Here is a 23,336-nt window from a genome sequence, read left to right as displayed (position 1 = left end):
ACTCGTCAGGCGGCGGCGGAGGTCCGCACCAGGGTGCGGATCTGGCGCAGCAGCACCGACAGGGCGGCCAGGTCGGCCCGCGACTCGTCGAACTCCCCCATCGCCCGGCGGGCGCGGTGGATCGAGGTGGCGTTCGACTGCTCCCACTGGAGCACCCGCTCGTTCGAGGGCAGGTTGTCCGGGGTCGAGCCGAGAACCTCCGCGGTGAGCGCGGCCAGCGCGGCGTACAGGTCGTAGCGCAGCGCCATCCGGGCCAGCGTCTGCCAGCGGTCCTCCCGCGGCAGCAGGGAGATCTTCGACAGCAGGGAGTCCACCCGGAACAGGTCGGACAGGACGAAGTAGACCGAGGCCACCTCGCCCACGTCCCGCCCGCTGGAGGTGGCCGTCTCCACCACGTCCAGCAGCCCGAAGCTGTACATCAGCCGGGTCGCCTGCTCGGCCAGGTCGCGCGGCAGGCCCCGGTCGGTCATCGAGTCGATGTGCGCCGCCAGCGATTCCCGCTCGCTGCCGTAGAAGCGGTCCTCCAGGTCCGGCAGGAGCCGGGCCACGCCGTCGCGCAGCCGGTTGATCTCGGCCGGCACGTCGATCGGCGAGCGCCGGTTGGTGACCAGCCAGCGCACCGCGCGGTCGAGCAGCCGCCGGGTGTCCAGGTAGACGCTGGTCTGCAGCTCCGGGGAGACCTTGTTGTCCAGCGCCTCGACGGCGTCCCAGAGCTCGCGCAGCCCGAAGACCTCGCGGACCACCACGTACGCCCGGATCACGTCCGCCGCCGACGCGGCCGTCTCCTCGACGACCCGGAAGACGAACGAGATGCCGCCCCGGTTGATCGCCTCGTTGACCAGCACCGTGGTGACGATGTCGCGGCGCAGCCGGTGCTGGGCCATCCGGTCGGCGAAGCGCTCGCGCATCGGCGTCGGGAAGTAGTTGACCAGGACCTCGGTCGTCCACTCCTCGTCGGCCAGCCCCTCGGCCAGGATCTCCCGCTCCAGCACGATCTTGACGTACGCGAGCAGGACCGCGAACTCCGGCGCGGTCAGCCCGGACTCGGTGCGGACCGCCAGTTCCTCGTCCGGCGGCAGCGCCTCCAGGGCCCGGTCGAGTTGACCGGCCCGCTCCAGCTCGTTGATCATCCGCCGGTGCACCGGGAGCAGCGACGCGGCCTGGGCCTGGGAGTTGTTGATCGCCCGCGCCTGGTCGTAGTTGTCCCGCAGCACCAGCTCGGCGACCTCGTCGGTCATCTCGGCGAGCAGCTCGTCCCGCGCGGGGACGTCCAGCGCGCCGTCGGCGACCGCCGTGTTGAGCAGAATCTTGATGTTCACCTCGTGGTCGGAGCAGTCCACTCCGGCCGCGTTGTCGATGAAGTCGGTGTACATCCGTCCGCCGGCCAGGGCGTACTCGATCCGGCCGAGCTGCGTGCAGCCCAGGTTGCCACCCTCGCCGACCACCCGGCAGCGCAGGCTCTTGCCGTCCACCCGGATCGCGTCGTTGGACTTGTCGCCCACCTCGGCGTTGGTCTGCGTCGACGCCTTCACGTAGGTGCCGATGCCGCCGTTCCAGAACAGGTCGACCGGCGCGGTGAGGATCGCCTTCATCAGCTCCTGCGGGCTGAGCTGCGTCGTGTCCTCGTCGAGGTCGAGCACCGCCCGGACCTGCGGCGTGATCGGGATCGACTTGGCGGTACGCGGGAAGATCCCGCCGCCCTCCGAGATCAGCTTCCGGTCGTAGTCCTCCCACGACGACCGGGGCAGCTCGAACAGCCGCTTCCGCTCGGCGTACGAGGTGGCCGCGTCCGGGTCCGGGTCCAGGAAGATGTGCCGGTGGTCGAAGGCGGCCACCAGCCGGATGTGCTCCGAGAGCAGCATCCCGTTGCCGAACACGTCACCGGACATGTCACCGACGCCGACCACCGTGAAGTCCTGGGTCTGGGTGTCGTGGCCCAGCTCGCGGAAGTGCCGCTTGACCGATTCCCAGGCGCCCCGGGCGGTGATGCCCATCTTCTTGTGGTCGTACCCGGCGGAGCCGCCGGAGGCGAACGCGTCGCCCAGCCAGAACTGGTGCGCCGCCGAGATCTCGTTGGCGATGTCGGAGAACGTGGCGGTGCCCTTGTCCGCCGCCACCACCAGGTACGGGTCGTCGGCGTCGTGCCGGACCACGTCGGTCGGCGGCACGATCTCGCCGCCGACGATGTTGTCGGTGACGTCGAGCATCGCGCCGACGAACTCCTTGTAGCAGGCGACCGCCTCGTCGCGGTCCCCCGGCTTCTGCTTGAGCACGAAGCCGCCCTTGGCGCCCACCGGCACGATCACGGCGTTCTTCACCATCTGCGCCTTGACCAGGCCGAGCACCTCGGTGCGGAAGTCCTCCCGCCGGTCGGACCAGCGCAGCCCGCCCCGGGCCACCGGCCCGAACCGCAGGTGCACGCCCTCGAACCGGGGCGAGTACACGAAGATTTCGAACTTCGGCCGCGGGGCCGGCAGGTCCGGGATGGCCTGCGGGTCCAGCTTGAACGCCACGTACGACTTGGGCCGCCCGCCGACCGGCTTCTGGTAGAAGCTCGTCCGCAGGGTGGCCTGGATCAGCGTCAGGTACGCCCGTAGGATCCGGTCCTGGTCCAGGCTGGCCACGTCGTCCAGGGCCGCGCCGATGGCGCCGACCAGCTCGTCGCTGCGCTGCCGGCGCTCCTCGATGCTCGCCGAGCCCGGGGCGAACCGCGCCTCGAAGAGCTCCACCAGCAGGGCGGCGATCTGCGGGTACGCGATGAAGGTCTGCTCCATGTAGTCCTGGGAGAAGACGGTGCCGGCCTGGCGCATGTACTTCGCGTACGCCCGCAGCACCACCACCTGCCGCCAGGTGAGACCGCCGCGCAGGACCAGCTCGTTGAAGCCGTCCACCTCGGCCTCGCCCCGCCAGGCGGCGGCGAAGGCGTTCTCCACGTGCGGACGCACCTCGGCCAGTTCCTGGTGCCCCTCGGGCAGGCGCAGGCCGAAGTCGTACAGGAAGACCCGGCCGTCGACCCGGTCCACCTCGTACGGGTGCTCGTCGACCACCGCGACGCCCAGCGAGTGCAGCACCGGCAGCACGGCGGAGAGCATCATCGGCTCGCCGTACCGGTAGACCTTGAAGCGCACGTCCATCGCGTCGTCGGCGTCCGCGCCGGGCCCGCGCGGAGCGAGCTGCTTGCGGAACAGGTGCATCTCCAGCTGGCCGGGCTCCTCCAGCAGCTCCAGCTTGGCCAGGTCCTTCATCGCCTCGTACGGCGTGTGGCCGTCCTTGTAGCCCTCCGGGAAGGCGTCGGCGTACCGGCTGAACAGGTGCTTGGCCTGCTCGTCGCCGAGCTTGCGCTCCAGCACCAGCCGGTAGTCGTCGTCCCAGAGCCGGGTGGCGTCGGCCAGTTCCTCGGCGAGCAGGTCGGCGTCGACGTCGCCGGGCGGGTGGGTCGGGTCGGTCCGGACGATGAAGTGCACCCGGGCCAGCATCGACTCGGTCACCCGGGTGGTGTAGTCCACCCCGACGCCGTTCAGCTCGTGCAGCAGGATGTCCTGCATGCGCAGCCGGTTCTGGGTGGTGAACCGGTCCCGGGGCAGGTAGATCAGGCAGGAGATGAACCGCCCGTACGCGTCCCGACGCAGGAAGACCCGCAGCTGCCGGCGACCGGCCATCCGCAGCACGCCGACCACGGCGTGGTACAGGTCGTCGGTCTTGATCTGGAACAGCTCGTCGCGCGGGTAGGTCTCCAGGATCTGCAGCAGGTCCTTGCCGGAGTGGCTGCGCTGGCTCAGGCCGGAGCGGTCCAGCACCTCGGCGACCTTGCGTCGGACCACCGGCAGCTCACGGACGCTGGTCCGGTACGCGGCGGTGGAGAACAGGCCGAGGAAGCGCCGCTCCCCGACCACCTCGCCGGCCTCGTTGAAGATCTTGAACCCGATGTAGTCCAGGTAGGCCGAGCGGTGCACGGTCGCCCGGGAGTTCGCCTTGGTGATGATCAGCAGGCGCTTCTCCATCACCTTCTCGTGCGCCTCGGGCGTCATCGACGACAGCGCCCGGGCCTCCGGCGAGTCCGACCGCAGGATGCCCAGCCCGGTGCCGAGCACCGCCTCCAGCCCCGGTCCGTCACCGCCGTCGCTGTCGACCAGCCGGTACTCCCGGTAGCCGAGGAAGGTGAAGTGGTCGTGGGCCAGCCAGCGCAGCAGCTCCACCGAGTCGGTGATGTCCTTCTCAGGCACGGGCGGACGGTTGTCGGAGGTCCGGGCCGAGGCCAGTTCGTCGGCCAGCGCCAGGGCGCGCTGGCGCATCTTCGGCCAGTCCTCCACCGCCTCGCGCACGTCGGTGAGCACCCGCTGCAGCTCGCGGCGCAGCTTCTCCCGCTCCCCCGCGTCCCGGACCGGGTCGATCTCGATCCGCATCCAGCTCTCGACCAGGTCGCCGGCGATCGCGTCGTCCGGCTCGACGTCGGCGGAGACCTCGGTCAGCCGGCCGAGCGGCTCCCGCCGCACCACGACCAGCGGGTGCACCAGCAGGTGCACGTCGAGGTGGTGGGAGTTGAGCAGCGCGGTCACCGAGTCGACCAGGAACGGCATGTCGTCGGTGACGATCTCGATGACCGTGTGGTGCTGCTCGGCGTCCGGCTCGTGGATGCGCAGTTTCAGCTCGCCCGGCACCCGCTGCTGGGCCAGGTCCCGGTGCGCCCTGGCGGCGTCGAGCATCTCCTCGGCGGTGAATCCGATCAGTTCCTCGTCGGGCGCAAACCGCCAGAAACGGCCCACCAGGGTGGCCGCGTCGTGGTCGTCGCCGGCCAGCGCCACCGCCTGGGCGACCAGCCGCTCCGCGTTGGGTACCGGCTCGTCGAGCTCCGCGTCCTCCGCGTCGTCACCGAGCGCTTCGGAAGGAAGCCCCAGGTCGTAGAGGGTGTCGATACTCGAACCGGTCATCCCGGTAACTCCTGTGTCGAGTCGGCCGACGCCGTCCCCGTCGGTCGCCGAATCGAAGCTGTCGTCCCGGCCGGTGTCAGCCTGCCGGAGGTCGGGTCCCGGTTTGATCGCCGGACGCCGGTCCATCGGTGCCACTCCCCTCGACCCACCGCGTTGTGGGTCACTCTGCCGCCCAGCCTAGGCCCTGCCACTCTGTCCGTTCGTCGGCGGACCACCGGCCGGACGTCCGGTTCGGGACTCTGTCCTTTCACCCGTTGCAGATGCGTGGTCGGCCGGCTGCGGAGTACCCCGACTCGCGATGTTCATCACACCGCCGTCGGGGTCTTCATGCAGCGTGCGGCCACGCCGGGGCGGTACGGGGAGCACGGTCGTACTAGCGTGCAGGGCAGTCCGAGATCCGGAGGTACCGCTCCATGCCCGTGTCGTACCCGCTCCGCCGTTCCCGTACGCGCATCCGGCCGGCCCTCGCGGCGCTGACCGCCACCGTGCTGGCGGCCGGCGCGCTCACCGGGTGTTCGGACGGTGACGGACCGGAGCGGACCGTCGACGCCTTCCTGGCCGGCTGGCGCTCCGGCCACCTCGGCGCGGTCGGGTTCATCGACCCGACCGGCGCCCGGCTGCCGGCCACCGAGGTCGCCAAGGAGATCAAGGACCTCTCCGGCGAGCTGGCCGCCACCCCGCCCACCCTGCGCCGCTCCGGCGACGCCGAGGTCACCAAGGACATCGCCACCGCCAAGGTCCGGGTGGAGTGGGCGCTGCCGGGAAAGACCAGCTGGGCGTACGACCGGCCGGTGCGGCTGCGTCAGGGCCGGGACGACCAGTGGCAGGTGATCTGGGAGCCGCAGCTGGTGCAGGAGCAGCTCGGCGAGGGCGACCGGTTGACGGTACGCCGGACCGCCAGCCCCCGGGCCGGGGTGCTGGACGCCGCCGGGCAGCCCATCGTGGCGCCCCGACAGGTGGTCCGGGTCGGTGTACAGCCCAGCGAGGTGACCGACGTCAAGGCGCTGGTCAGGGAGCTCGACGGGGCGTTCAAGGCGGTCCGGCCGGCGCTGGATCCCCCGGTCGACCTCTCCGACCTGCCGAAACGGCTCAGCGAGGCGGATCCGGGTGCCTTCGTCGAGGTGGTGACGCTGCGGGACGAGGCGTACCGGCAGATCAGGTCGCGCATCTACGACCTGCCCGGCACCAGGTTCCCCGCCGAGAAGCGGGACCTGGCCCCCACCCGGGAGTTCGCCCGGGCGCTGCTCGGCTCGATCGACGAGGCGCAGGCCGACGACCTGGCCGCCCACCCCGACCGGTACGCCAAGGGCGACCTGGTCGGGCACGGCGGTCTCCAGGGTCGCTACGACGACCGCCTGCGCGGCACCCCCGGGCTCGCCGTGCTCGTGCAGGGGCCGGCCGGTCCCGACGGCACCCCGGAGCCGACCGAGGTCTTCCGGCACGAGCCGCAGCCCGGCCAGCCGCTGAAGACCACCCTCGACGTGGCCACCCAGAACGCCGCCGACGCCGCCCTGCGCGCCGAGAAGCGCCGCTCGGCGCTGGTGGCGGTACGGATCAGCGACGGCGCGGTGCTCGCCGCGGCCAACGGGCCGGGCGCGGCCGGGGAGAACCTGGCCTTCACCGCCCAGGTGCCGCCCGGCTCCACCTTCAAGGTGGTCAGCGCCCTCGGCCTGCTGGACGGCGGCGCGGTCGGGGTCGACTCCGTCGTGGACTGCCCGAAGACGTTCACCGTGGACGGACGGCCCTTCAAGAACTCCGACGACTTCGTCCTCGGCAAGGTGCCGTTCCGCACCGACTTCGCCAGGTCCTGCAACACCGCCTTCGCGTCCCTGGCGCCGAAGCTCGGCCCCGACGGGCTGGCCGTCACCGGCCGTACCCTCGGCCTGGAGGGCAGCTGGGACCTCGGCACGGACGCCTTCACCGGCAAGGTCTCGGCCAACGGCTCGCCGGTCGAGCAGGCCGCCGCCGCGATCGGTCAGGGCACCACCGTGGTCAGCCCGCTGGCCATGGCCGGGGCCACCGCCGCGGTCGCCCGTGGGCGCTGGGAGCAGCCGAAACTGGTGCTCGACCCGGCCCCGGCCAGGCCGGCGGAGCCCGGCCCGCAGCTCAAGGCCGAGTCGCTGGAGCCGCTGAAGGCGATGATGCGCGAGGTGGTCACCGCCGGCACCGCGAAGGCGCTGGCGGACGTCCCCGGCGGCCCGGTGTACGGCAAGACCGGCACCGCCGAGTACGACAACAACCCGGCGCACACCCACGCCTGGTTCGTCGGCTGGCAGGGCGACGTCGCGTTCGCGGTCTTCGTCGAGCAGGGCGGTTCGAGCACGTCCAGCGCGGTCCCGATCAGCGAACGTTTCCTCCGCGCCCTCAGCTGACCCGACCCCAGCCCCACGCACCCGGCGCCGGGCATCGGCGCCGACGCGACCGGCGGCAGGAGGGCCTGACCTCGGTTGGGTGATCCGTCAGGCGATGCCGGCGGAGGACGGCGACGGGCCGTCCTCCGACGCCCCGTCCTCGTCGGCACGGGGCACCCGGCGGAGCAGGCCGGGCCCGACGGCGGCGGGCGGCCCGACCGGCTCGACGGCGACGGCGGGCACCGGCGTCTCCACCGGCGCCGACGCGAGCCCGCCGGTCGGCGGGACCCTCGCGGCCGCCGGCTCGTCCACCGCCGGTTCGCCGGACCCGAGCGGCGCGATGCCGACCGGGGAGCCCGGCCCCGGCCCGCCGGCCGGCCCGGCGCCGCCGTTGGGCGGGGTGGCGACAGCCGCGAGGGTCGCCGGCCCGGTGGACCGGACGCGCTGCAGCGGCGGGGTCGCCGGCAGCAGCCGGGGCGGCACCGCCTCCGGCGCCGACACCGGGGCCAGGCCGGCCACGACGGTGTTGACGATCTCGGCGGCGTACGAGCCGTCCGGGTCGTAGTCGGGGTCGAAGACGGTCAGCTCGACGCCGAGGCAGTGCGGGGTGTCCACCAGCCCGGCGAGCAGGATCTCCAGTTCGGCGAAGGCGATCCCGCCCGGGTCTGGCGCGTCCACCGCCGGCATCACCGCCGGGTCGAGCACGTCCACGTCGATGTGCACCCAGTAGCCGGCGCAGTCGGCGAGCTGCTCGTGCGCCCACTGGGCGGTGCGGGCCGCGCCCTCGGCGCGCAGCGCCGGCACCGGCCGGGTGATGATGCCGGCGGCCTGGAGGTCGAGGCGGTACTCGTCCTGCGCGCGGATGCCGAGCACCACCACGTCGATGTCGCGGAAGTAGGGGCGCCGCCCCTCGACGGCGGCCAGGTCGGCCTGCCCGCGCCCGGTCACCAGGGCCAGGTCCTCCCCCGCCGCCGCGCCCACGTACGAGGCGTTGCCGGGGTGCCGGAAGTCGGAGTGGCCGTCGACGAAGACCAGGCCGATCCGGCCGCCGACCGCCTCGCCGAGCCGGTGCATGGCCAGCGCCGAGCCGAGCAGCACCGAGCAGTCGCCGCCGAGCACCAGCGGGAACTCGTCCCGGTCGATGATCGCGCCGATCCGGTCCGCGAGGGCCAGCGAGTAGCCGGAGATCTCCCGGGCGTGGCAGACACCGTCGCCGGGCCGCCAGTCGCCCGGGTCGTACCGGGGTGGGGTGAGGCAGCCGGCGTCGCGGGCCCGCAGCCGGGCGAGCAGGTCGTGGTCGCGCAGCGCCCCGGGCGCCTTGCCGCAGCCGGGGACGGAGGTGGACGTGGGTGGGCGCAGTCCCAGGTTTGTCGGCGCGTCGAGGACGGCGATCCGGCGCATCATGGGCTCCCGTCCTCGGTGGTCGGGCGGGCCGGCCGGAACGCCGGCCCGCGCTGGCGTGCTACGAAGTCAGAACAGGGCGCTGGCCAGGGCCCGCCGGGCCGAGGCGACCGCGGGGTCGTCCGGGCCGGCGATGGTGAAGAGCGAGACGAGGTGCTGGCGTACCTTCTCCCGGTCGTCGCCGGCGGTCCGCCGGACCAGGCTGACCAGCCGGGCGTACGCCTGCTCGGCCAGGCCGCTGAGCACCTCGATGTCGGCGGCGAGCAGCTGGGCCTCGACGTCGTCGGGGGCGGCCTGCGCGGCGGCGACCGCCGCCTGGGGGTCGACGCCGGCGACCCGCCGGGCCACCCCGACCTGGGCCAGGCCGGCCTCCGCCGCGGCGTCCGCCGGGGACTCGGCGAGGATCTTCTTGTACGCCCGCTCGGCGGCGTCCAGGTCGCCGCTCATCAGCGCGTCGTCGGCCTCGTCGAGGCGCGGGTCCTCCGGCTCCGCCACGGCCACCCCGCCGGCCTTGAGCACCGCCGAGATCCACTGGCGCAGCTGCGGCTCGGGGACGACGCCGGGGAACGCGTCGATCGGCCGGCCGCCGACGACCGCGTAGACGGTCGGGATCGCCTGGATCTGGAACATCTGGGCGATCCGGGGGTTCTCCTGGACGTCGACCCGGGCCAGCACCCACGCACCGGCGTCCTCGGTGGCCAGCCGCTCCAGCACCGGCGCGAACTCGTCGCTCTCCGGGTATCCGGCCGCGCCGAAGAAGACGACGACGGGCGTGGCCAGCGAACGCTCGAGCACCTCGGACTGGAGGGTCGCCTCAGTCACGTCGATCACGGCGACGCCGCCCCCACCGGTGGCGGGGCCGCCCGGGAGACCGGCGGACGGGCCGGCCTGGGTCGGTGTGCTGGGGCGGGTGCTGGCCGGTGCGGTGCTGCGCAGCGCGCTGAGGTCGACCGCGCCGCGGGTGAAGATCGACGAGGTGATCCGTGGGTCGCTCATGGTTATCTAGTCTCGCACGTGTCCCGCGGAACTCAGATCAACCGCGACGGCGACAGTTGCAACTCTCACCCCTGCTCACCGCCCACCCGGCCGCTGCCGCGACCGCCCTCCGCGATCGCGCCCGCACGGGTGGCCGTTCGCACCTTTCGCGGTGCTTCGGCCACCGGCGAGGCACCGGGTCGCGGAGGGCGGGGGCGGGGTCAGAAGCGGGCGGGCTCGCGGTAGACGCCCCACTCGGCGCGCAGCGCGTCGCAGATCTCGCCGAGGGTGGCCTCGGCACGGACGGCGTCCAGCATGGCCGGGATCATGTTCTCGCCGGTGCGGCCGACCTCGACCATCCGGGCGACGGCGGCGGTGACGGCGGCGTCGTCCCGGGCGGCCTTGCGCTCGGCCAGCACCCGCCGCTGCTCCAGTTCCACCTCGTGCGAGATGCGCAGGATCTCCAGCTCCTTGGTGACCGTGCCGGTGTGGCAGTTGACGCCGACGATCCGCTTGTCGCCCTTCTCCAGCGCCTGCTGGTAGACGAAGGCCGACTCGGCGATGTGGCCGGTGAACCAGCCGTCCTCGATGCCGCGCAGGATGCCGGAGGTCATCGGGCCGATCTGGTGCGGGCCCTCGCCGCCGAGCTGCCGGATCCGGGCGAAGATCTCCTCCGCCTCGGCCTCGATCTTGTCGGTGAGCGCCTCGACGTACCAGGAGCCGCCGAGCGGGTCGGCGACGTTGACCACGCCGGTCTCCTCCATCAGCACCTGCTGGGTACGCAGGGCGATCTCGGCGGACTCGTCGGTGGGCAGGGCCAGGGTCTCGTCGAGGGCGTTGGTGTGCAGCGAGTTGGTCCCGCCGAGCACCGCGGCGAGCGCCTCCACGGCGGTCCGCACCACGTTGTTGACCGGCTGCTGCGCGGTCAGCGACACCCCGGCGGTCTGGGTGTGGAACCGCAGCCAGAGCGCCTTCTCGCTGGTCGCGCCGTAGACGTCACGCAGCCAGCGGGCCCAGATCCGGCGGGCGGCGCGGAACTTCGCGATCTCCTCGAAGAAGTCGACGTGCGAGTCGAAGAAGAAGCTCAGGCCCGGGGCGAAGACGTTGACGTCCAGCCCGCGGCTCAGCCCCAGCTCGACGTAGCCGAACCCGTCGGCCAGGGTGTACGCCAGCTCCTGCGCGGCGGTCGCCCCGGCCTCGCGGATGTGGTAGCCGGAGACCGAGAGGGGCTTGTACCGCGGGATCTCCCGGGCGCAGTACTCCATCAGGTCGCCGATCAGGCGCAGGTGCGGCTCGGGGTCGAAGAGCCACTCCTTCTGCGCGATGTACTCCTTGAAGATGTCCGTCTGCAGCGTCCCGTCCAGCTTGGACAGGTCGACGCCCTGCCGCTCGGCGGCGACCAGGTACATGCAGAAGACCGGCACGGCCGGGCCGGAGATGGTCATCGAGGTGGTGACGCCGGCCAGGTCGATGCCGTCGAAGAGCGTCTCCATGTCGGCGGCGCTGTCCACCGCGACGCCGCAGTGGCCGACCTCGCCGAGCGCCTGCGGGTCGTCGGAGTCGCGCCCCATCAGGGTCGGCATGTCGAAGGCGACGGAGAGCCCGCCGCCGCCGGCGCCCAGGATCATCTTGTAGCGCTCGTTGGTCTGCTGGGCGTTGCCGAACCCGGCGAACTGCCGGATCGTCCAGGTGCGTCCCCGGTAGCCGGTCGGGTAGAGCCCCCGGGTGTACGGGAACTCGCCCGGCCAGCCGATCCGGTCGAAGCCCGGGTACGCGGTGCCCTCCGGCGGGCCGTAGACCGGGTCGACGGTCATCCCGGACAGCGTGGTGAAGTCGGCGTCCCGCTTTCGCGCGGCGTCGTAGCGGGCCTGCCAGCGTGCCCGTCCGGCTGCGATCTCGTCGGCGTTCATCCGCGGGGCTCCTCCTCGAGTCCTCGACTGAACACCGAGTGTAGAACGGAGTCCTGAACGATCGCTAAGGAAGCCCGTACTGGTCGGTAACCTGATCAGGCCGGGGCGTCGAGCGCGACGTCGTCCACCCGGATGTTGATCTCGTCGGCGCGCAGCCCGTACGCCTCGACCGCCGCCGTCACCGCCACCCGCACCGCGTCGGTCACCTGCGGCACCGGGTGCCCGGCGGAGATCACCAGCACCAGGTTGACCACGGCCCCACCGTCGGTCACGTGCGCCGAGCAGCCCCGCCGCGCGTCGCCGACCTCATCCAGGCCGACCCGGTCGAGCACGGCGTTGAAGAACCGGGCGACGTCGCCACCGAGCTCGGCCACCCCGGTCACGGACCGGGCGGCGGCCACCGCGATCTTCTCCACCACCTCGTCGGAGACCTGCGTCGTCCCGCCCGCCACCGCGTCCGGAGTCACCGACAGCTCCTGCGTCGCCTCGTCAGCCATGGTCTACCCGCCCACTCGTCCAGCCCCACGCTCGCCATGTGGCGGTGCGAGCGTACTAGGCGGCGGTCCGCAGTGGAGCCGTCAGTCCCGGGTCCCGCCCGCGGCGATCCGGCGCAGCGCGTCGGGGGTGGCGAGTTCGGCACGCAACTCCGGGTGTGCCTGGTAGAAGGTGAGCGCGTCGAGGACCATGGCCGGGTCGTTGGCCAGCCAGTACTCCCGCACCACCAGGAAGGGGAAGAAGCGCAGCTCCCCCGTGTCGAACCGCCCGGTGTGCCGGCGTACGACGGTGTCGTCCGACCGGGCCGCCCGGACCACGATCGACGGGGTGCCGAGCCGCACCGTCCCGACCGCGTGGACGTCCCGCCACGGCACCCGGTGGAGGTGGGCGAGGCCGCGGTGCGTGATCCCGACCGGCGACAGGGTCAGTCCGCCGGGGGTCAACCGCAGCATGGTCAACAGGTACCACCCGAGCAGCAGCCCCAGCGCCGCGAACCCGACCGCGAAAACCCACCCGAGGACGCCACCGGAGAGGGCCGCGACCAGCGCCGCCCCGGTGAAGACCAGCAGGGTCACCAACAGCAGCGCGGTGAACCAGACGTAGGACCGGATCGCGTAGCCGAAGCGGACGCCCCGCTCACCGCCGTCCGGCGCCGGCGTCAGGGTCGGCGGCGGGCCCGAGCGCCGGCGCGGCAGCCAGACGTGCAGGAGGAAGCCGAGCGGCGCCCCCAGGACGAGGGCGCCCGAGGCACCCATGACGACGCGCGCGGGGTCGTGCCCGCCGACGCCCGTGGCCACCACCGCCAGAACCAGGATCAGCAGGCCGGCGAGGAGCACCATCGCGAGCACGGTGCCCACCGACGGCCGGCGGTCGGACCGACCATCCGCCTCCGGCCGCACCGGCCCCTGACCCGCGTCCATCCCGTACCCCGTCCGGAGTCACCACCGATCACGCTCGATCGATGATGACTGTGCCCGCGGGGCGGGCCCGTCAATCCCCCGGACGGGGCGACCGGACGGGTCAGGAGCCGAGCTGGGACAGCAGCTCGTCCGCGGCGGCGTACGGGTCGAGCGCGCCCTCGGCCACCTTGGCGGCGAGCGTCGACAGCTCCGTACCGTCGCGCAGTGAACCGATCCGGGCGCGGAGCACGCCGAGCGCGATCGCCTCGATCTCGGCGGCGGCCCGCGTCTCCCGGCGCCGGCGCAGCTCGTCGTGCTGCTCCAGCCAGCCGCGGTGCTTGTCGATGGCGGCGGCGATGTCGTCGATCCCCTCGCCCCGCGCGGCGATCGCCCGGACCACCTGCGGACGCCACTCGCCGGGGCCGCGCTCACCGAGAGCGATCATGCCCTGGATGTCGCGCACCGTCGCGTCGGCGCCGTCCCGGTCGGCCTTGTTGACCACGAAGACGTCGGCGATCTCCAGGATGCCGGCCTTGACCGCCTGGATCGCGTCGCCCATGCCGGGGGCCAGCAGGACCAGGGTGGTGTCGGCGAGCGAGGCCACCTCGACCTCGGCCTGGCCGACCCCGACGGTCTCCACCAGCACCACGTCGCAGCCGGCGCCCTCGAGCACCCGCACCGCCTGCGGCGTGGCCGCGGAGAGCCCGCCGAGGTGGCCGCGGCTGGACATCGAGCGGATGTAGACCCCCGGGTCGGTGGCGTGGTCCTGCATCCGGACCCGGTCGCCGAGGATCGCGCCGCCGGTGAACGGGCTGGACGGGTCGATCGCCAGCACACCGACCCGGTGACCGCGCGCCCGCAGCGCGCGCACCAGCTCGTTGGTGGTGGTCGACTTGCCCACCCCGGGCGAGCCGGTCAGGCCCACCACCTGGGCCTGACCGGCGTACGGCGCGAGGGCCGCCGCCACCTGCGGCAGCACCTCGTCACCGGACTCGACCAGGGTGATCAGCCGGGCCACCGCGCGGGGGTCACCCGCGCGGGCCCGCTCCACCAGCATCGGTACGTCCCGACTGCGGCGCACCGGCCCGGTGGCCGCCGCCGGGGCGTGGTCGACGGCGTCGCTCACTGTTGATCCTTCGTTCACGACCGCGGGGCTCGCCACACCGGCTCGCTCCTCGCGTTCACAGTTGTTCCTTCGTCCTGCGGCTGCGGGGCGGGCAGCGCCGACCCGCTCCGCGCGCTCACTGCTGGCTCTCGGCCCCAGCCGGCACGTGGATGATCAGCGCGTCACCCTGACCACCGCCGCCGCAGAGCGCGGCCGCGCCGGTGCCGCCGCCGCGGCGCTTGAGCTCCAGCGCGAGGGTGAGCACCAGCCGGGCGCCGGACATGCCGATCGGGTGGCCCAGCGCGATCGCGCCGCCGTTGACGTTGACCTTGTCCGGGCTGACCCCGAGGTCGCGGGCCGACTGGATGCCGACCTGGGCGAACGCCTCGTTGATCTCGATCAGGTCCAGATCGGAGACGCTCAGCCCGCCCTTCTTGAGGGCGTGCTGGATGGCGTTGGACGGCTGCGAGTGCAGGGAGTTGTCCGGACCCGCGACGTTGCCGTGCGCGCCGATCTCGGCCAGCCAGGTCAGCCCCAGCTCCTTGGCCTTGGCCTTGCTCATCACGACCACGGCGGCGGAGCCGTCGGAGATCGGCGAGGAGCTGCCGGCGGTGATGGTGCCGTCCTTGGTGAACGCCGGGCGCAGCTTCGCCAGCGACTCGGCCGTGGTGTCGGGACGGATGCCCTCGTCCTCGCTGATCACCAGCGGCTCGCCCTTGCGCTGCGGGATGACCACCGGGGCGATCTCGTCGGCGAAGTGGCCGTTCTTCTGCGCGGCGGCGGCCCGCTGGTGGCTGGTCGCGGCGAACGCGTCCTGCTCCTCGCGGGTGATGCCGTGCCGCACGCCGTGCTTCTCGGTGGACTCGCCCATCGCGCAGCAGTCCCAGGCGTCGGTCAGCCCGTCGAGCGCCATGTGGTCCTTGATCGTGACGTCGCCGTACTTGTAGCCGGAGCGCTGGCCGAGCAGCAGGTGCGGGGCGTTGGTCATCGACTCCATGCCGCCGGCCACCACGATGTCGAACTCACCGGCCCGGATGAGCTGGTCGGCCAGGGCGATCGCGTCCAGGCCGGAGAGGCAGACCTTGTTGATGGTCAGCGCCGGTACGGACATCGGGATGCCGGCCTCGACCGCCGCCTGCCGGGCCGGGATCTGCCCGGCGCCGGCCTGGAGCACCTGCCCCATGATCACGTACTGCACCTGGTCCGGGGCCACGCCGGCGCGCTCCAACGCCGCCTTGATCGCGACGCCGCCCAGCTTCGTCGCCGGGAGATCCTTGAGGTTGCCCAGCAGGCGCCCCATGGGGGTCCGCGCGCCGCTGATGATCACCGAAGCCATTGCCTGCCTCCGAGGGGGGTGCCGACCTGTACGCCTTAACGATTGTTCGGTCAGACTAGCGCCATGGCTGAGAACTCCCCCGTCGAGCCCGCTGCCGACTATGTCACAGACATCGGACTGCGCCGCATCGACCACGTCGGGGTCGCGGTCGCCGACCTCGACGCCGCGATCGACTTCTACCAGCGCACCTTCGGCATGCGCTGCGTGCACGTCGAGACCAACACCGAGCAGGGCGTACGCGAGGCGATGCTGGCCGTCGGCCCGACCACCGAGGGCGGCTGCGTGCAGCTGCTCGCCCCGCTGACCCCGGAGTCGACCATCGCCAAGTTCCTGGACCGCAACGGGCCGGGCGTGCAGCAGGTGGCGTACACGGTGGCCGACATCGACGCCGCCTGCGCCGCGCTGCGCGAGCGGGGCGTACGGCTGCTCTACGAGAAGCCGAAGCGCGGTACCGCCGACTCCCGGATCAACTTCGTGCACCCCAAGGACGCCGGTGGCGTCCTGGTCGAGCTGGTCGAACCGGCCGCCGACCCGCACTGACCGCCGCTGCCCGTTCCGCCCTGTCCCGCCGTTCGCGGCGTGTCGCGGTGTCCCGATCGCCGGACACCGCGACAGCTGCGAACGGTGCCGGCGGACCCCGCCGGCGGGCACCGGGAACGGGGCGGAGCGCGGGGATGCGCGGTACGGGTGCGCCGTGGACATCTCCACGCATCGGCCAATGCAGTTTTTCACACAGGACTTCCGGCCCTAGCTACCGTTCAGTAACGTCCGGCCCAACAAGGAGCGCGACCGGTGCCGGATGTGTCGATTGCCGACATGGCGGTCGGTCGCACCGGCGCCGACGATGGCAGCACCCCTGCCCCCCGGCGTGGGTGCGGACGAACGGGAGGTCACCGTGCAGGACATCCTCGAAGCGATCATGGCGGCGGAGGGCTCCGACCAGCCGGAGCGCGAGCTCGCCGGTCTCGCCGGACTTCCGGTACCGGAGACCTACCGCGGCGTGGTCGTCCGGGCCGAGGACACCCGGATGTTCGACGGGATGGCCACCCGCGACAAGGATCCGCGCAAGGCCCTGCACCTGCAGGAGGTGCCCACCCCGGAGCTCGCCCCGGGCGAGGCCCTGGTCGCGGTGATGGCCAGCGCCATCAACTACAACACGGTCTGGACCAGCATCTTCGAGCCGCTGCCGACCTTCAAGTTCCTCCAGCGCTACGGCCGGCTCTCCGAGCTGACCCGCCGGCACGACCTGCCGTACCACGTGGTGGGTTCGGACGCGGCGGGCGTGGTGCTGCGCACCGGTCCCGGCGTGACCAAGTGGAAGGCCGGCGACGAGGTCGTCGCGCACTGCCTCTCGGTGGAGCTGGAGGACGCGGCCGGCCACGACGACACCATGCTCGACCCGCAACAGCGGATCTGGGGCTTCGAGACGAACTTCGGCGGCCTCGCCGAACTCTGCGTGGTCAAGGCCAACCAGCTGATGCCCAAGCCGCGTCACCTGAGCTGGGAGGAGGCGGCCAGCCCCGGGCTGGTCAACTCGACCGCGTACCGGCAGCTGGTCTCGCACCACGGCGCCAACATGAAGCAGGGCGACGTGGTGCTGATCTGGGGCGCCTCCGGCGGCCTGGGCGGCTACGCCACCCAGATGGCGCTCAACGGCGGCGCGATCCCGGTCTGCGTGGTCTCCTCGCCCGAGAAGGCCGAGCTGTGCCGGAAGATGGGCGCCGAGCTGGTGATCGACCGCACCGCCGAGGGCTTCCGGTTCTGGAAGGACGAGCAGACCCAGGACCAGGACGAGTGGCGCCGCTTCGGCGAGCGGATCCGCGAGCTGACCGGCGGCGAGGACCCGGACATCGTCTTCGAGCACCCCGGCCGGGAGACCTTCGGCGCGAGCGTCTACGTCGCCAAGAAGGGCGGCACCATCGTCACCTGCGCCTCCACCAGCGGCTACCTGCACCAGTACGACAACCGCTACCTGTGGATGCACCTCAAGCGGATCGTCGGCAGCCACTTCGCCAACTACCGCGAGGCGTGGGAGGCCAACCGACTGGTGTCCCTCGGCCTGATCCACCCGACGGTGTCGAGGACCTACCCGCTGGAGCAGACCGGCCAGGCCGCGTACGAGGTGCACCGCAACGCCCACCAGGGCAAGGTCGGCGTGCGCTGCCTCGCCCCCACCGACGGGCTGGGCATCCGGAACACCGAGCTGCGCTCGCGGCACGAGGACGCGATCAACCGGTTCCGCGGCCACTGAGCCGTCCGGGTGATGCCGACATGCCCATTGCGGTGAGGCGGCCATTGCCTTTTCACATGGGCGTCGGACCCCCATTCGAGTGACGACGGACAAAGGGCCGCGGGCATCCCCCGCGGCCCTTTTCCCGCTCACCGCCGGTGACGTCGGCCTGCCCGGGACCTGCCAAGATCGCCGATTGGTCCGGTGTCCGCCGAGTGCGGAAGTTGACCATGTAATGAGGACACGAAAGCTCGGGACCGCTCTTGCGAACGACCCCGGGGGGTCTGCGAGTATGTCCCAATGCCCCAGCAGCAGTCCTCCCCTCTCGCGTTCTTCGATAACGCGAACTCGCAGCCAGATTTCACCGTCGGCCTGCGCGGATACAACACTCACCAGGTCGATGACTTCATCGGCCGGATGACCGCCGCGCTGACCCAGTCCGAGCAGGCCCGCGCCGAGGCCGAGCAGCGGATGAACGACGCCCAGCGTCGGCTCCGCCAGGCCGAGCAGCGCCAGAGCGCGCTCGAGCAGAAGCTCACCGACACCAACAAGCAGCTCGAGGAGAACAGCCGGCCGACCCTCTCCGGCCTGGGCACTCGCGTCGAGCAGATCCTGCGGTTGGCCGAGGAGCAGGCCAACGACCACCGCAACGAGGCCAAGCGCGAGTCGGAGGGCATCCTCTCCGCGGCCCGCCTGGAGGCCCGGGAGATCACCGACAAGGCGCGCGCCGAGGCGGCGGCGATGAAGGCCACCGCCGAGCGGGAGGCCGGCAACGTCCGCACCAGCGCCGAGCGCGAGGCCGCCGAGGTCCGCGTGCAGGCCCGCCGCGAGGCCGACACCCTGCGCGCCGACGCCGACCGGGAGACCAAGCAGCTGCGTACGGTCACCGCGCACGAGGTGGCCGAGCTGAAGTCTACGGTCGAGCGGGAGGTCGCCACCCTGCGCGCCACCGCCGAGCGGGAGATCACCCAGCAGCGGGCCAAGGCCGCGCGCGAGGCCGAGGAGAAGCGGGCCGAGGCGACCAAGCTGCTCACCGACGCCCGCGACAAGCGGGACAAGGACCTGCAGGCCCTGGAGCTGCAGCTCGCCGAGCGCCGCGAGAAGGCCGAGCGCGAGGAGTCCGAGCGGCACGCCGCGCAGGTCGCGCAGACCCAGAAGCTGGTCGGCGAGGCCGAGCAGCGGGCCCGCGCCGCCCAGGAGCGCGCCAAGGAGATCGAGCAGCGCGCCGAGGCCCGTCGGGTCGAGTCGGAGCGCACCGCCAACGAGACCGTCGACAAGGCCAAGGCGCTGGCCGAGAAGACCCTCAACGAGGCCAAGGCCGAGGCGAACCGGCAGCTCACCGAGGCGCGCACCGAGGCGGAGCTGACCACCCAGGCGGCCCGGCGCGAGGTCGAGGACCTCACCCGCCAGAAGGACGCCGTCACCTCCCAGCTCGGCCAGATGCTCTCCGGCCTGGCCGGCATCGTGCCGGGTGTGCCGATGCAGCAGCCGGCCGCCGCGCCGGCGAAGCCGGAGGCCGCCAAGGCCGCCGGCACCGAGCAGCGGGCGACCGCGGAGACGGCCAGCTGACCCACCGCACCGTCGGGGCATGAATTCACGGCGCGGGGTGACACCGGGTGACCGGTGACACCCCGCGCCGTATGCGTTTCCCAACCCCTGATACGACCGGTACGACCGCAGTGAAGTAGGTCCCAACCGGGGCGTCCGTATCGCCCCAGCAGGACCGGATGCGTGTGAGGATGGGGGCATGTCGCACGGCGAGGAACTGTTCGCTCTCGGCGGGGACGTGACCACGGAGCCCAGCTTCGAGTCCGCCCTGCGGGGGTACGAGAAACGACAGGTCGACCGGTACGTCGCTCGTGCGGAGCACGAGATCGCGACCCTGACGGCCGAGCGGGAACAGGCGTACACCCAGATCCACAAGCTGGCCGGGCAGGTCGAGCATCTCCAGCGGGACCTGGCTCAGGTGCGCAAGCAGGTGGCGGTGGTGGACCGCGCCTCCTTCAAGCACCTGGGACCCCGGGTCGAACAGATCCTCGCCCTCGCCGAGGAGCAGGCGGACGCCATCCTGAGCGCCGCCAGCGAGGAGATCGAGGCCCGTCGCGCCGCCGCCGAGCACATCATCGACGAGGCCCGCGAGCAGGCCGCCCGGGCGCTCAAGGACTTCGAGATCGCGTTGGCGGCGCGGCGCGCCGAGGAGGAGCGGCACACCGCCGCCCGCAAGGCCGAGGCGGCGGCCGCGCTCAAGAGCGCCAAGGAGGACGCGGCCCGGCTGCGGGCCACGGCCGAGGACGAGACGAATCGGCTGCGCGCCGCAGCCCAGGACGAGTCGACCCGGCTGCGCGCCGCCGCCCAGGAGGCGCTGACGAAGGCGCAGCAGGAGGCCACCCAGCTCCGCGACACGGCCAAGGAGATCCACAGCCGGGCCCAGCAGGAGGCCACCAAGCTGCGCGAGACGGCCAAAGAGGCGCTGGCGAAGGCGCAGCAGGAGGCCACCGAGCTGCGCGAGGCGGCCAAGGAGGTGCACGCCAAGGCCCAGCAGGAGGCCAAGCGGCTCACCGAGTCGGCGGCCGAGGCCGGGCGGGCCACCCACGCCAAGGCCCTCCAGGAGGCGAAGCGGATCACCGACGACGCCGAGGAGACCGCGAAGGGCACCCGGGGCCGGGCCCGGCAGGAGGCGCACCGGCTGACCACGGAGGCCGCCGAGACGGCCAAGCGCAGCCGCGCCGAGACCGAGGCGTACGTGCAGCGGATGCGCAGCGAGACCGAGGCGTACGTGCAGCACGCCCGCGCCCAGACACAGCAGGAGCTGGGCGCCTGGCGGGCGGGCGTGGAGAAGGAGGTCAACGGCCGGCGGGAGGCCGCCGACCGGGAGCTGGCCCAGCGTCGCGCCGCCATCGAGCAGGAGTACGCCAAGCGCCGCGACGAGCTGGAGAAGCAGCACAAGACCCGCCACGACCAGCTGGAGCGAGAGTGGACGGCGCGCCGCGACGAGATCGAGCAGGGCGCCGCCGAGGTCCGTCGGGCCGCCGAGGTCGACGCGCTCACGATGCGCCGCCGGGCCGAGGAGGAGGCCACCACGCTGCTCCAGCGGGCCGAGACGGACGCGGCCGACAAGCGCCGCAAGGCCGACGAGCACGTCGCGGCGTCCCGCCGGCAGTTCGAGGAGTACGCCGCCACCACCCAGCAGCACCTGGCCACCACCCAGCAGCACCTGGCCGCGACGCAGCAGGAGGCGGCGGCGGGCCGGCAGCAGCTAGCCCAGGTGATGCTGGAGATCGCGCAGGCCCAGCAGCAACTCGCCGACCTGCGCCAGGAGACCTGGCAGGCGCGGCAGGAGTCCGACGAGCTCCAGCGGCAGATCACCGAGTTCCAGCTCCGGAAGGTCACCGGGACGGCGGCCGTACCGACAACGGACGGTGCCACTCCGGCGCTCGCCGGCGTCACCCCGAGCACCGACGGCGCGAAGCCCACCGCCGACGGCGCGAAGCCCAAGGCCGACGCCGTAAAGGCCATCGCCGACGCTGCGCGGGTCACCGGCGACGGCGCGAAGACCGCGCCGGACACGGACGGGGCCAGGCCGAAGGCCGAGCCGGTCGCCGGCACGGACGGGGCGAAGCCCAAGGCACGCGAGTCGGTGACCACCGTGGACGGTGGCACGGCCAGCGCCGGCGTGGACCGGGAGCCGACGGTGGCCGCGGTGGGCGGCACGGGAGGCCGCGAGGCCAACCCGACCAAGATCACCAGCACCGGCGAGAACGGCAAGCGGCCGACCAAGCCGACCACCGACGAGCGCGGCGCGAAGCCGAGCAAGGTCACCGCCGAGTCGGAGTGACCGGGGCCGTTCCGGCGGCGGCGAGCGCCGGAACGGCTGCCCTGGTGAGCTGGGCCAGGACCGCGCCGCCGTGGTCCTGAGCCTGTCCCGGTCCTGAACCGCCTCGACTCGGCACCGCCACGACCCCGACCCACCACCGTCCCGGCACCGCCACAGCCCCGACCCACCACCGTCCCGGCACCGCCACGGTCGCGAGCCACGACGGTTCCGACTCACGACGATCCCCAGCCCGCTGCGGTCCCGATTCCGCCAGCGTCGTGGCGACCCGGCACCGACGACACCCCTGCGCCACACGCTTTGCTCTGCTGCGGTCCCGGCAACAGCGGAGCGCTCCCAGTGTTGCCGGCTGGGCAGCAGAGCAAAGGAGCCGAAGGGACCTTCCGGGTGCCCGGCGCGGTGCGACCCTCGAATGGAATGACCGACCAACGTCGGCAAGCAGCCAGCCCGGGCGGACCACCCGGGCGGAAAGCCGTCCAGCCGAGGCCCGGTCGGCGGGGCGTGGCTGGTCCGGCAGGCCTGGAGGACGGCCGGACATTACGGGCGGGGCTGGCTCGGGCACCTGCCGGCCACTACCCTCCGGGCAGGGGGGCCGGTCCGGAGCTCGGGCCGGGACGGTCCGACAGGTTCGGCGTACCGCCGGGGACACGATCCGGGGAGGTCGGGTGGGACAGGACGAACCGGTGGAGGGCGAATTCCGGGACGACGCCGGCACCCGACCCACCACGCCCGGCGGAAGACACACCCAGCGCGACGCAGAGCACCCGGCGACCGACGCCGACCCGACGGAGTTCGAGCCGGTCGCTCCGGTGGCGACCCCCTCGGGGCGCTACGGCCAGCCGGGGCGGCCGCTGCGGCGGAGCAGCTTCCTGGTCGGCTTCACCGGTGCGCTCGGCGTGCTGCTGGCGTACACGCTCTACCTGGGCATCCGCAACGCCGGCGGCATCCTCGTCCTGGTGGTCATCGCGCTCTTCCTGGCGGTCGGGCTCAACCCGGCGGTGGTCCGGTTGCGCTCCTGGGGAGTGCCGCACGGTCTCGCGGTGGCGACGGTGGTGCTCACCCTGGTGCTGCTGATCGCCGGCGGCCTGGTGGCGATCGTGCCGCCGGTGGTGACGCAGACCGAGGAGTTCGTCGACCAGATCCCCAGCTACATCGAGGAGTTGCGGCGCAACCCCACGGTCAACGACCTGGTGGAACGGTACGGCGTGATGGAGCGCGTGCGGTCGGCGGCGAACGCCGACACCGTGGGCCGGGCGCTCGGCGGTGTGCTCGGCGGCGCCCAGCTCATCTTCGGCACCCTGCTCCGGGCGCTCACCGTGCTGGTGCTGACCATCTACTTCCTGGCCTACTTCGACAAGCTGCGCACCCTGGCGTACGCGCTGGTCCCCCGCTCGCGGCGGCAGCGGGTCAGCCTGATCGGCGACGCGATCCTGACCAAGGTCGGGGCGTACATGGTGGGGGCGCTGAGCATCGCCGTGCTGGCCGGCGTGAGCACCTTCATCTTCGCGCTGATCGTCGGGCTGCCGTACCCGTTCGCGCTGGCCGTGGTCGTCGCGGTGACCGACCTGATCCCGCAGATCGGCGCCACCCTCGGCGCGGTCATCGTCGCCCTGGTCGGGTTCGCCACCGGGCTGCCGACGGGGATCGCCTGCGTGGCCTTCTTCCTGATCTACCAGCAGGTGGAGAACTACCTGATCTACCCGAAGGTGATGCGGCGGTCGGTGGAGGTCAACGAGGTGGCCGCCCTGCTCGCCGCGCTGCTGGGGGTGGCGCTGATCGGCGTGGTCGGCGCGCTGATCGCCATCCCGACGGTGGCGGCGCTCCAGCTCATCCTGCGCGAGGTGGTGCTGCCCCGGCAGGAGGACCGCTGACCC

At 72.7% G+C, this 23,336-nt stretch carries 14 protein-coding genes; 6 read left to right on the top strand and 8 right to left on the bottom strand.

The features are described from left to right. Nucleotides 1-5 precede the first annotated feature (5 nt). Nucleotides 6-5,054 carry an NAD-glutamate dehydrogenase gene (locus tag GA0074696_RS08665; RefSeq protein ID WP_088960606.1) on the bottom strand — a complete coding sequence of 1,683 codons (5,049 nt, stop codon included), beginning with the start codon at nucleotides 5,052-5,054 and terminating at the stop codon, nucleotides 6-8. Nucleotides 5,055-5,341: 287 nt separating this feature from the next. On the opposite strand from GA0074696_RS08665, the gene GA0074696_RS08660 reads away from it, so the two are divergent. After that, nucleotides 5,342-7,300, top strand: coding sequence for a penicillin-binding transpeptidase domain-containing protein (locus GA0074696_RS08660; RefSeq protein ID WP_088960605.1), 1,959 nt, complete (start codon nucleotides 5,342-5,344; stop codon nucleotides 7,298-7,300). An 87-nt stretch (nucleotides 7,301-7,387) separates the two neighbouring features. Here the strand turns inward: GA0074696_RS08660 and GA0074696_RS08655 are convergent, their stop codons facing one another. From GA0074696_RS08655 to GA0074696_RS08625, 7 genes are all read right to left on the bottom strand, one after another. Continuing rightward, nucleotides 7,388-8,683, bottom strand: coding sequence for an arginase family protein (locus GA0074696_RS08655; protein WP_088960604.1), 1,296 nt, complete (start codon nucleotides 8,681-8,683; stop codon nucleotides 7,388-7,390). Nucleotides 8,684-8,749: 66 nt separating this feature from the next. Continuing rightward, on the bottom strand, nucleotides 8,750-9,676 hold the full coding sequence (locus GA0074696_RS08650; protein WP_088960603.1) for a tetratricopeptide repeat protein: 927 nt from the start codon (nucleotides 9,674-9,676) through the stop codon (nucleotides 8,750-8,752). A gap of 200 nt (nucleotides 9,677-9,876) precedes the next feature. Continuing rightward, nucleotides 9,877-11,565: an acyl-CoA mutase large subunit family protein gene (locus GA0074696_RS08645; RefSeq protein ID WP_088960602.1), complete on the bottom strand. Its 1,689-nt coding sequence runs from the start codon at nucleotides 11,563-11,565 to the stop codon at nucleotides 9,877-9,879. Nucleotides 11,566-11,660: 95 nt separating this feature from the next. Then, nucleotides 11,661-12,062, bottom strand: coding sequence for an Asp23/Gls24 family envelope stress response protein (locus GA0074696_RS08640; RefSeq protein ID WP_088960601.1), 402 nt, complete (start codon nucleotides 12,060-12,062; stop codon nucleotides 11,661-11,663). A gap of 81 nt (nucleotides 12,063-12,143) precedes the next feature. Then, a complete protein-coding gene (locus GA0074696_RS08635; protein ID WP_157745854.1) occupies nucleotides 12,144-12,899 on the bottom strand; it encodes a hypothetical protein in 756 nt (251 codons plus the stop codon). 181 nt (nucleotides 12,900-13,080) lie between these two features. Continuing rightward, nucleotides 13,081-14,085, bottom strand: a complete 1,005-nt coding sequence (meaB, locus tag GA0074696_RS08630) for a methylmalonyl Co-A mutase-associated GTPase MeaB (RefSeq protein ID WP_088960599.1) — start codon at nucleotides 14,083-14,085, stop codon at nucleotides 13,081-13,083. A gap of 115 nt (nucleotides 14,086-14,200) precedes the next feature. Then, nucleotides 14,201-15,400: an acetyl-CoA C-acetyltransferase gene (locus GA0074696_RS08625; protein WP_088960598.1), complete on the bottom strand. Its 1,200-nt coding sequence runs from the start codon at nucleotides 15,398-15,400 to the stop codon at nucleotides 14,201-14,203. 63 nt (nucleotides 15,401-15,463) lie between these two features. Between GA0074696_RS08625 and mce the strand changes: the two genes are divergently transcribed. The 5 genes from mce (at nucleotide 15,464) to GA0074696_RS08600 (ending at nucleotide 23,333) form a co-directional block, all read left to right on the top strand. After that, nucleotides 15,464-15,940 (top strand): methylmalonyl-CoA epimerase, encoded by a 477-nt coding sequence (gene mce, locus GA0074696_RS08620; protein ID WP_088960597.1) that lies wholly within the window; start codon nucleotides 15,464-15,466, stop codon nucleotides 15,938-15,940. Between the two features lie 355 nt (nucleotides 15,941-16,295). Next, nucleotides 16,296-17,651, top strand: a complete 1,356-nt coding sequence (gene ccrA / locus GA0074696_RS08615; protein WP_088964448.1) for a crotonyl-CoA carboxylase/reductase — start codon at nucleotides 16,296-16,298, stop codon at nucleotides 17,649-17,651. Nucleotides 17,652-17,930: 279 nt separating this feature from the next. Further along, nucleotides 17,931-19,199, top strand: a complete 1,269-nt coding sequence (locus tag GA0074696_RS08610) for a coiled-coil domain-containing protein (protein WP_088960596.1) — start codon at nucleotides 17,931-17,933, stop codon at nucleotides 19,197-19,199. Nucleotides 19,200-19,377: 178 nt separating this feature from the next. Next, on the top strand, nucleotides 19,378-21,465 hold the full coding sequence (locus tag GA0074696_RS08605) for a hypothetical protein (protein ID WP_088960595.1): 2,088 nt from the start codon (nucleotides 19,378-19,380) through the stop codon (nucleotides 21,463-21,465). Between the two features lie 806 nt (nucleotides 21,466-22,271). Then, the gene (locus tag GA0074696_RS08600; protein WP_088964447.1) at nucleotides 22,272-23,333 is read left to right on the top strand and encodes an AI-2E family transporter; all 1,062 of its coding nucleotides are present in this window, start codon (nucleotides 22,272-22,274) and stop codon (nucleotides 23,331-23,333) included. The last annotated feature ends 3 nt before the right edge of the window (nucleotides 23,334-23,336 follow it).

The organism is Micromonospora purpureochromogenes (assembly GCF_900091515.1).
Lineage (GTDB): Bacteria > Actinomycetota > Actinomycetes > Mycobacteriales > Micromonosporaceae > Micromonospora > Micromonospora purpureochromogenes.
Note: the sequence above shows the minus strand (reverse complement) of the source record. Positions and strands in the feature narration are given on the sequence as shown.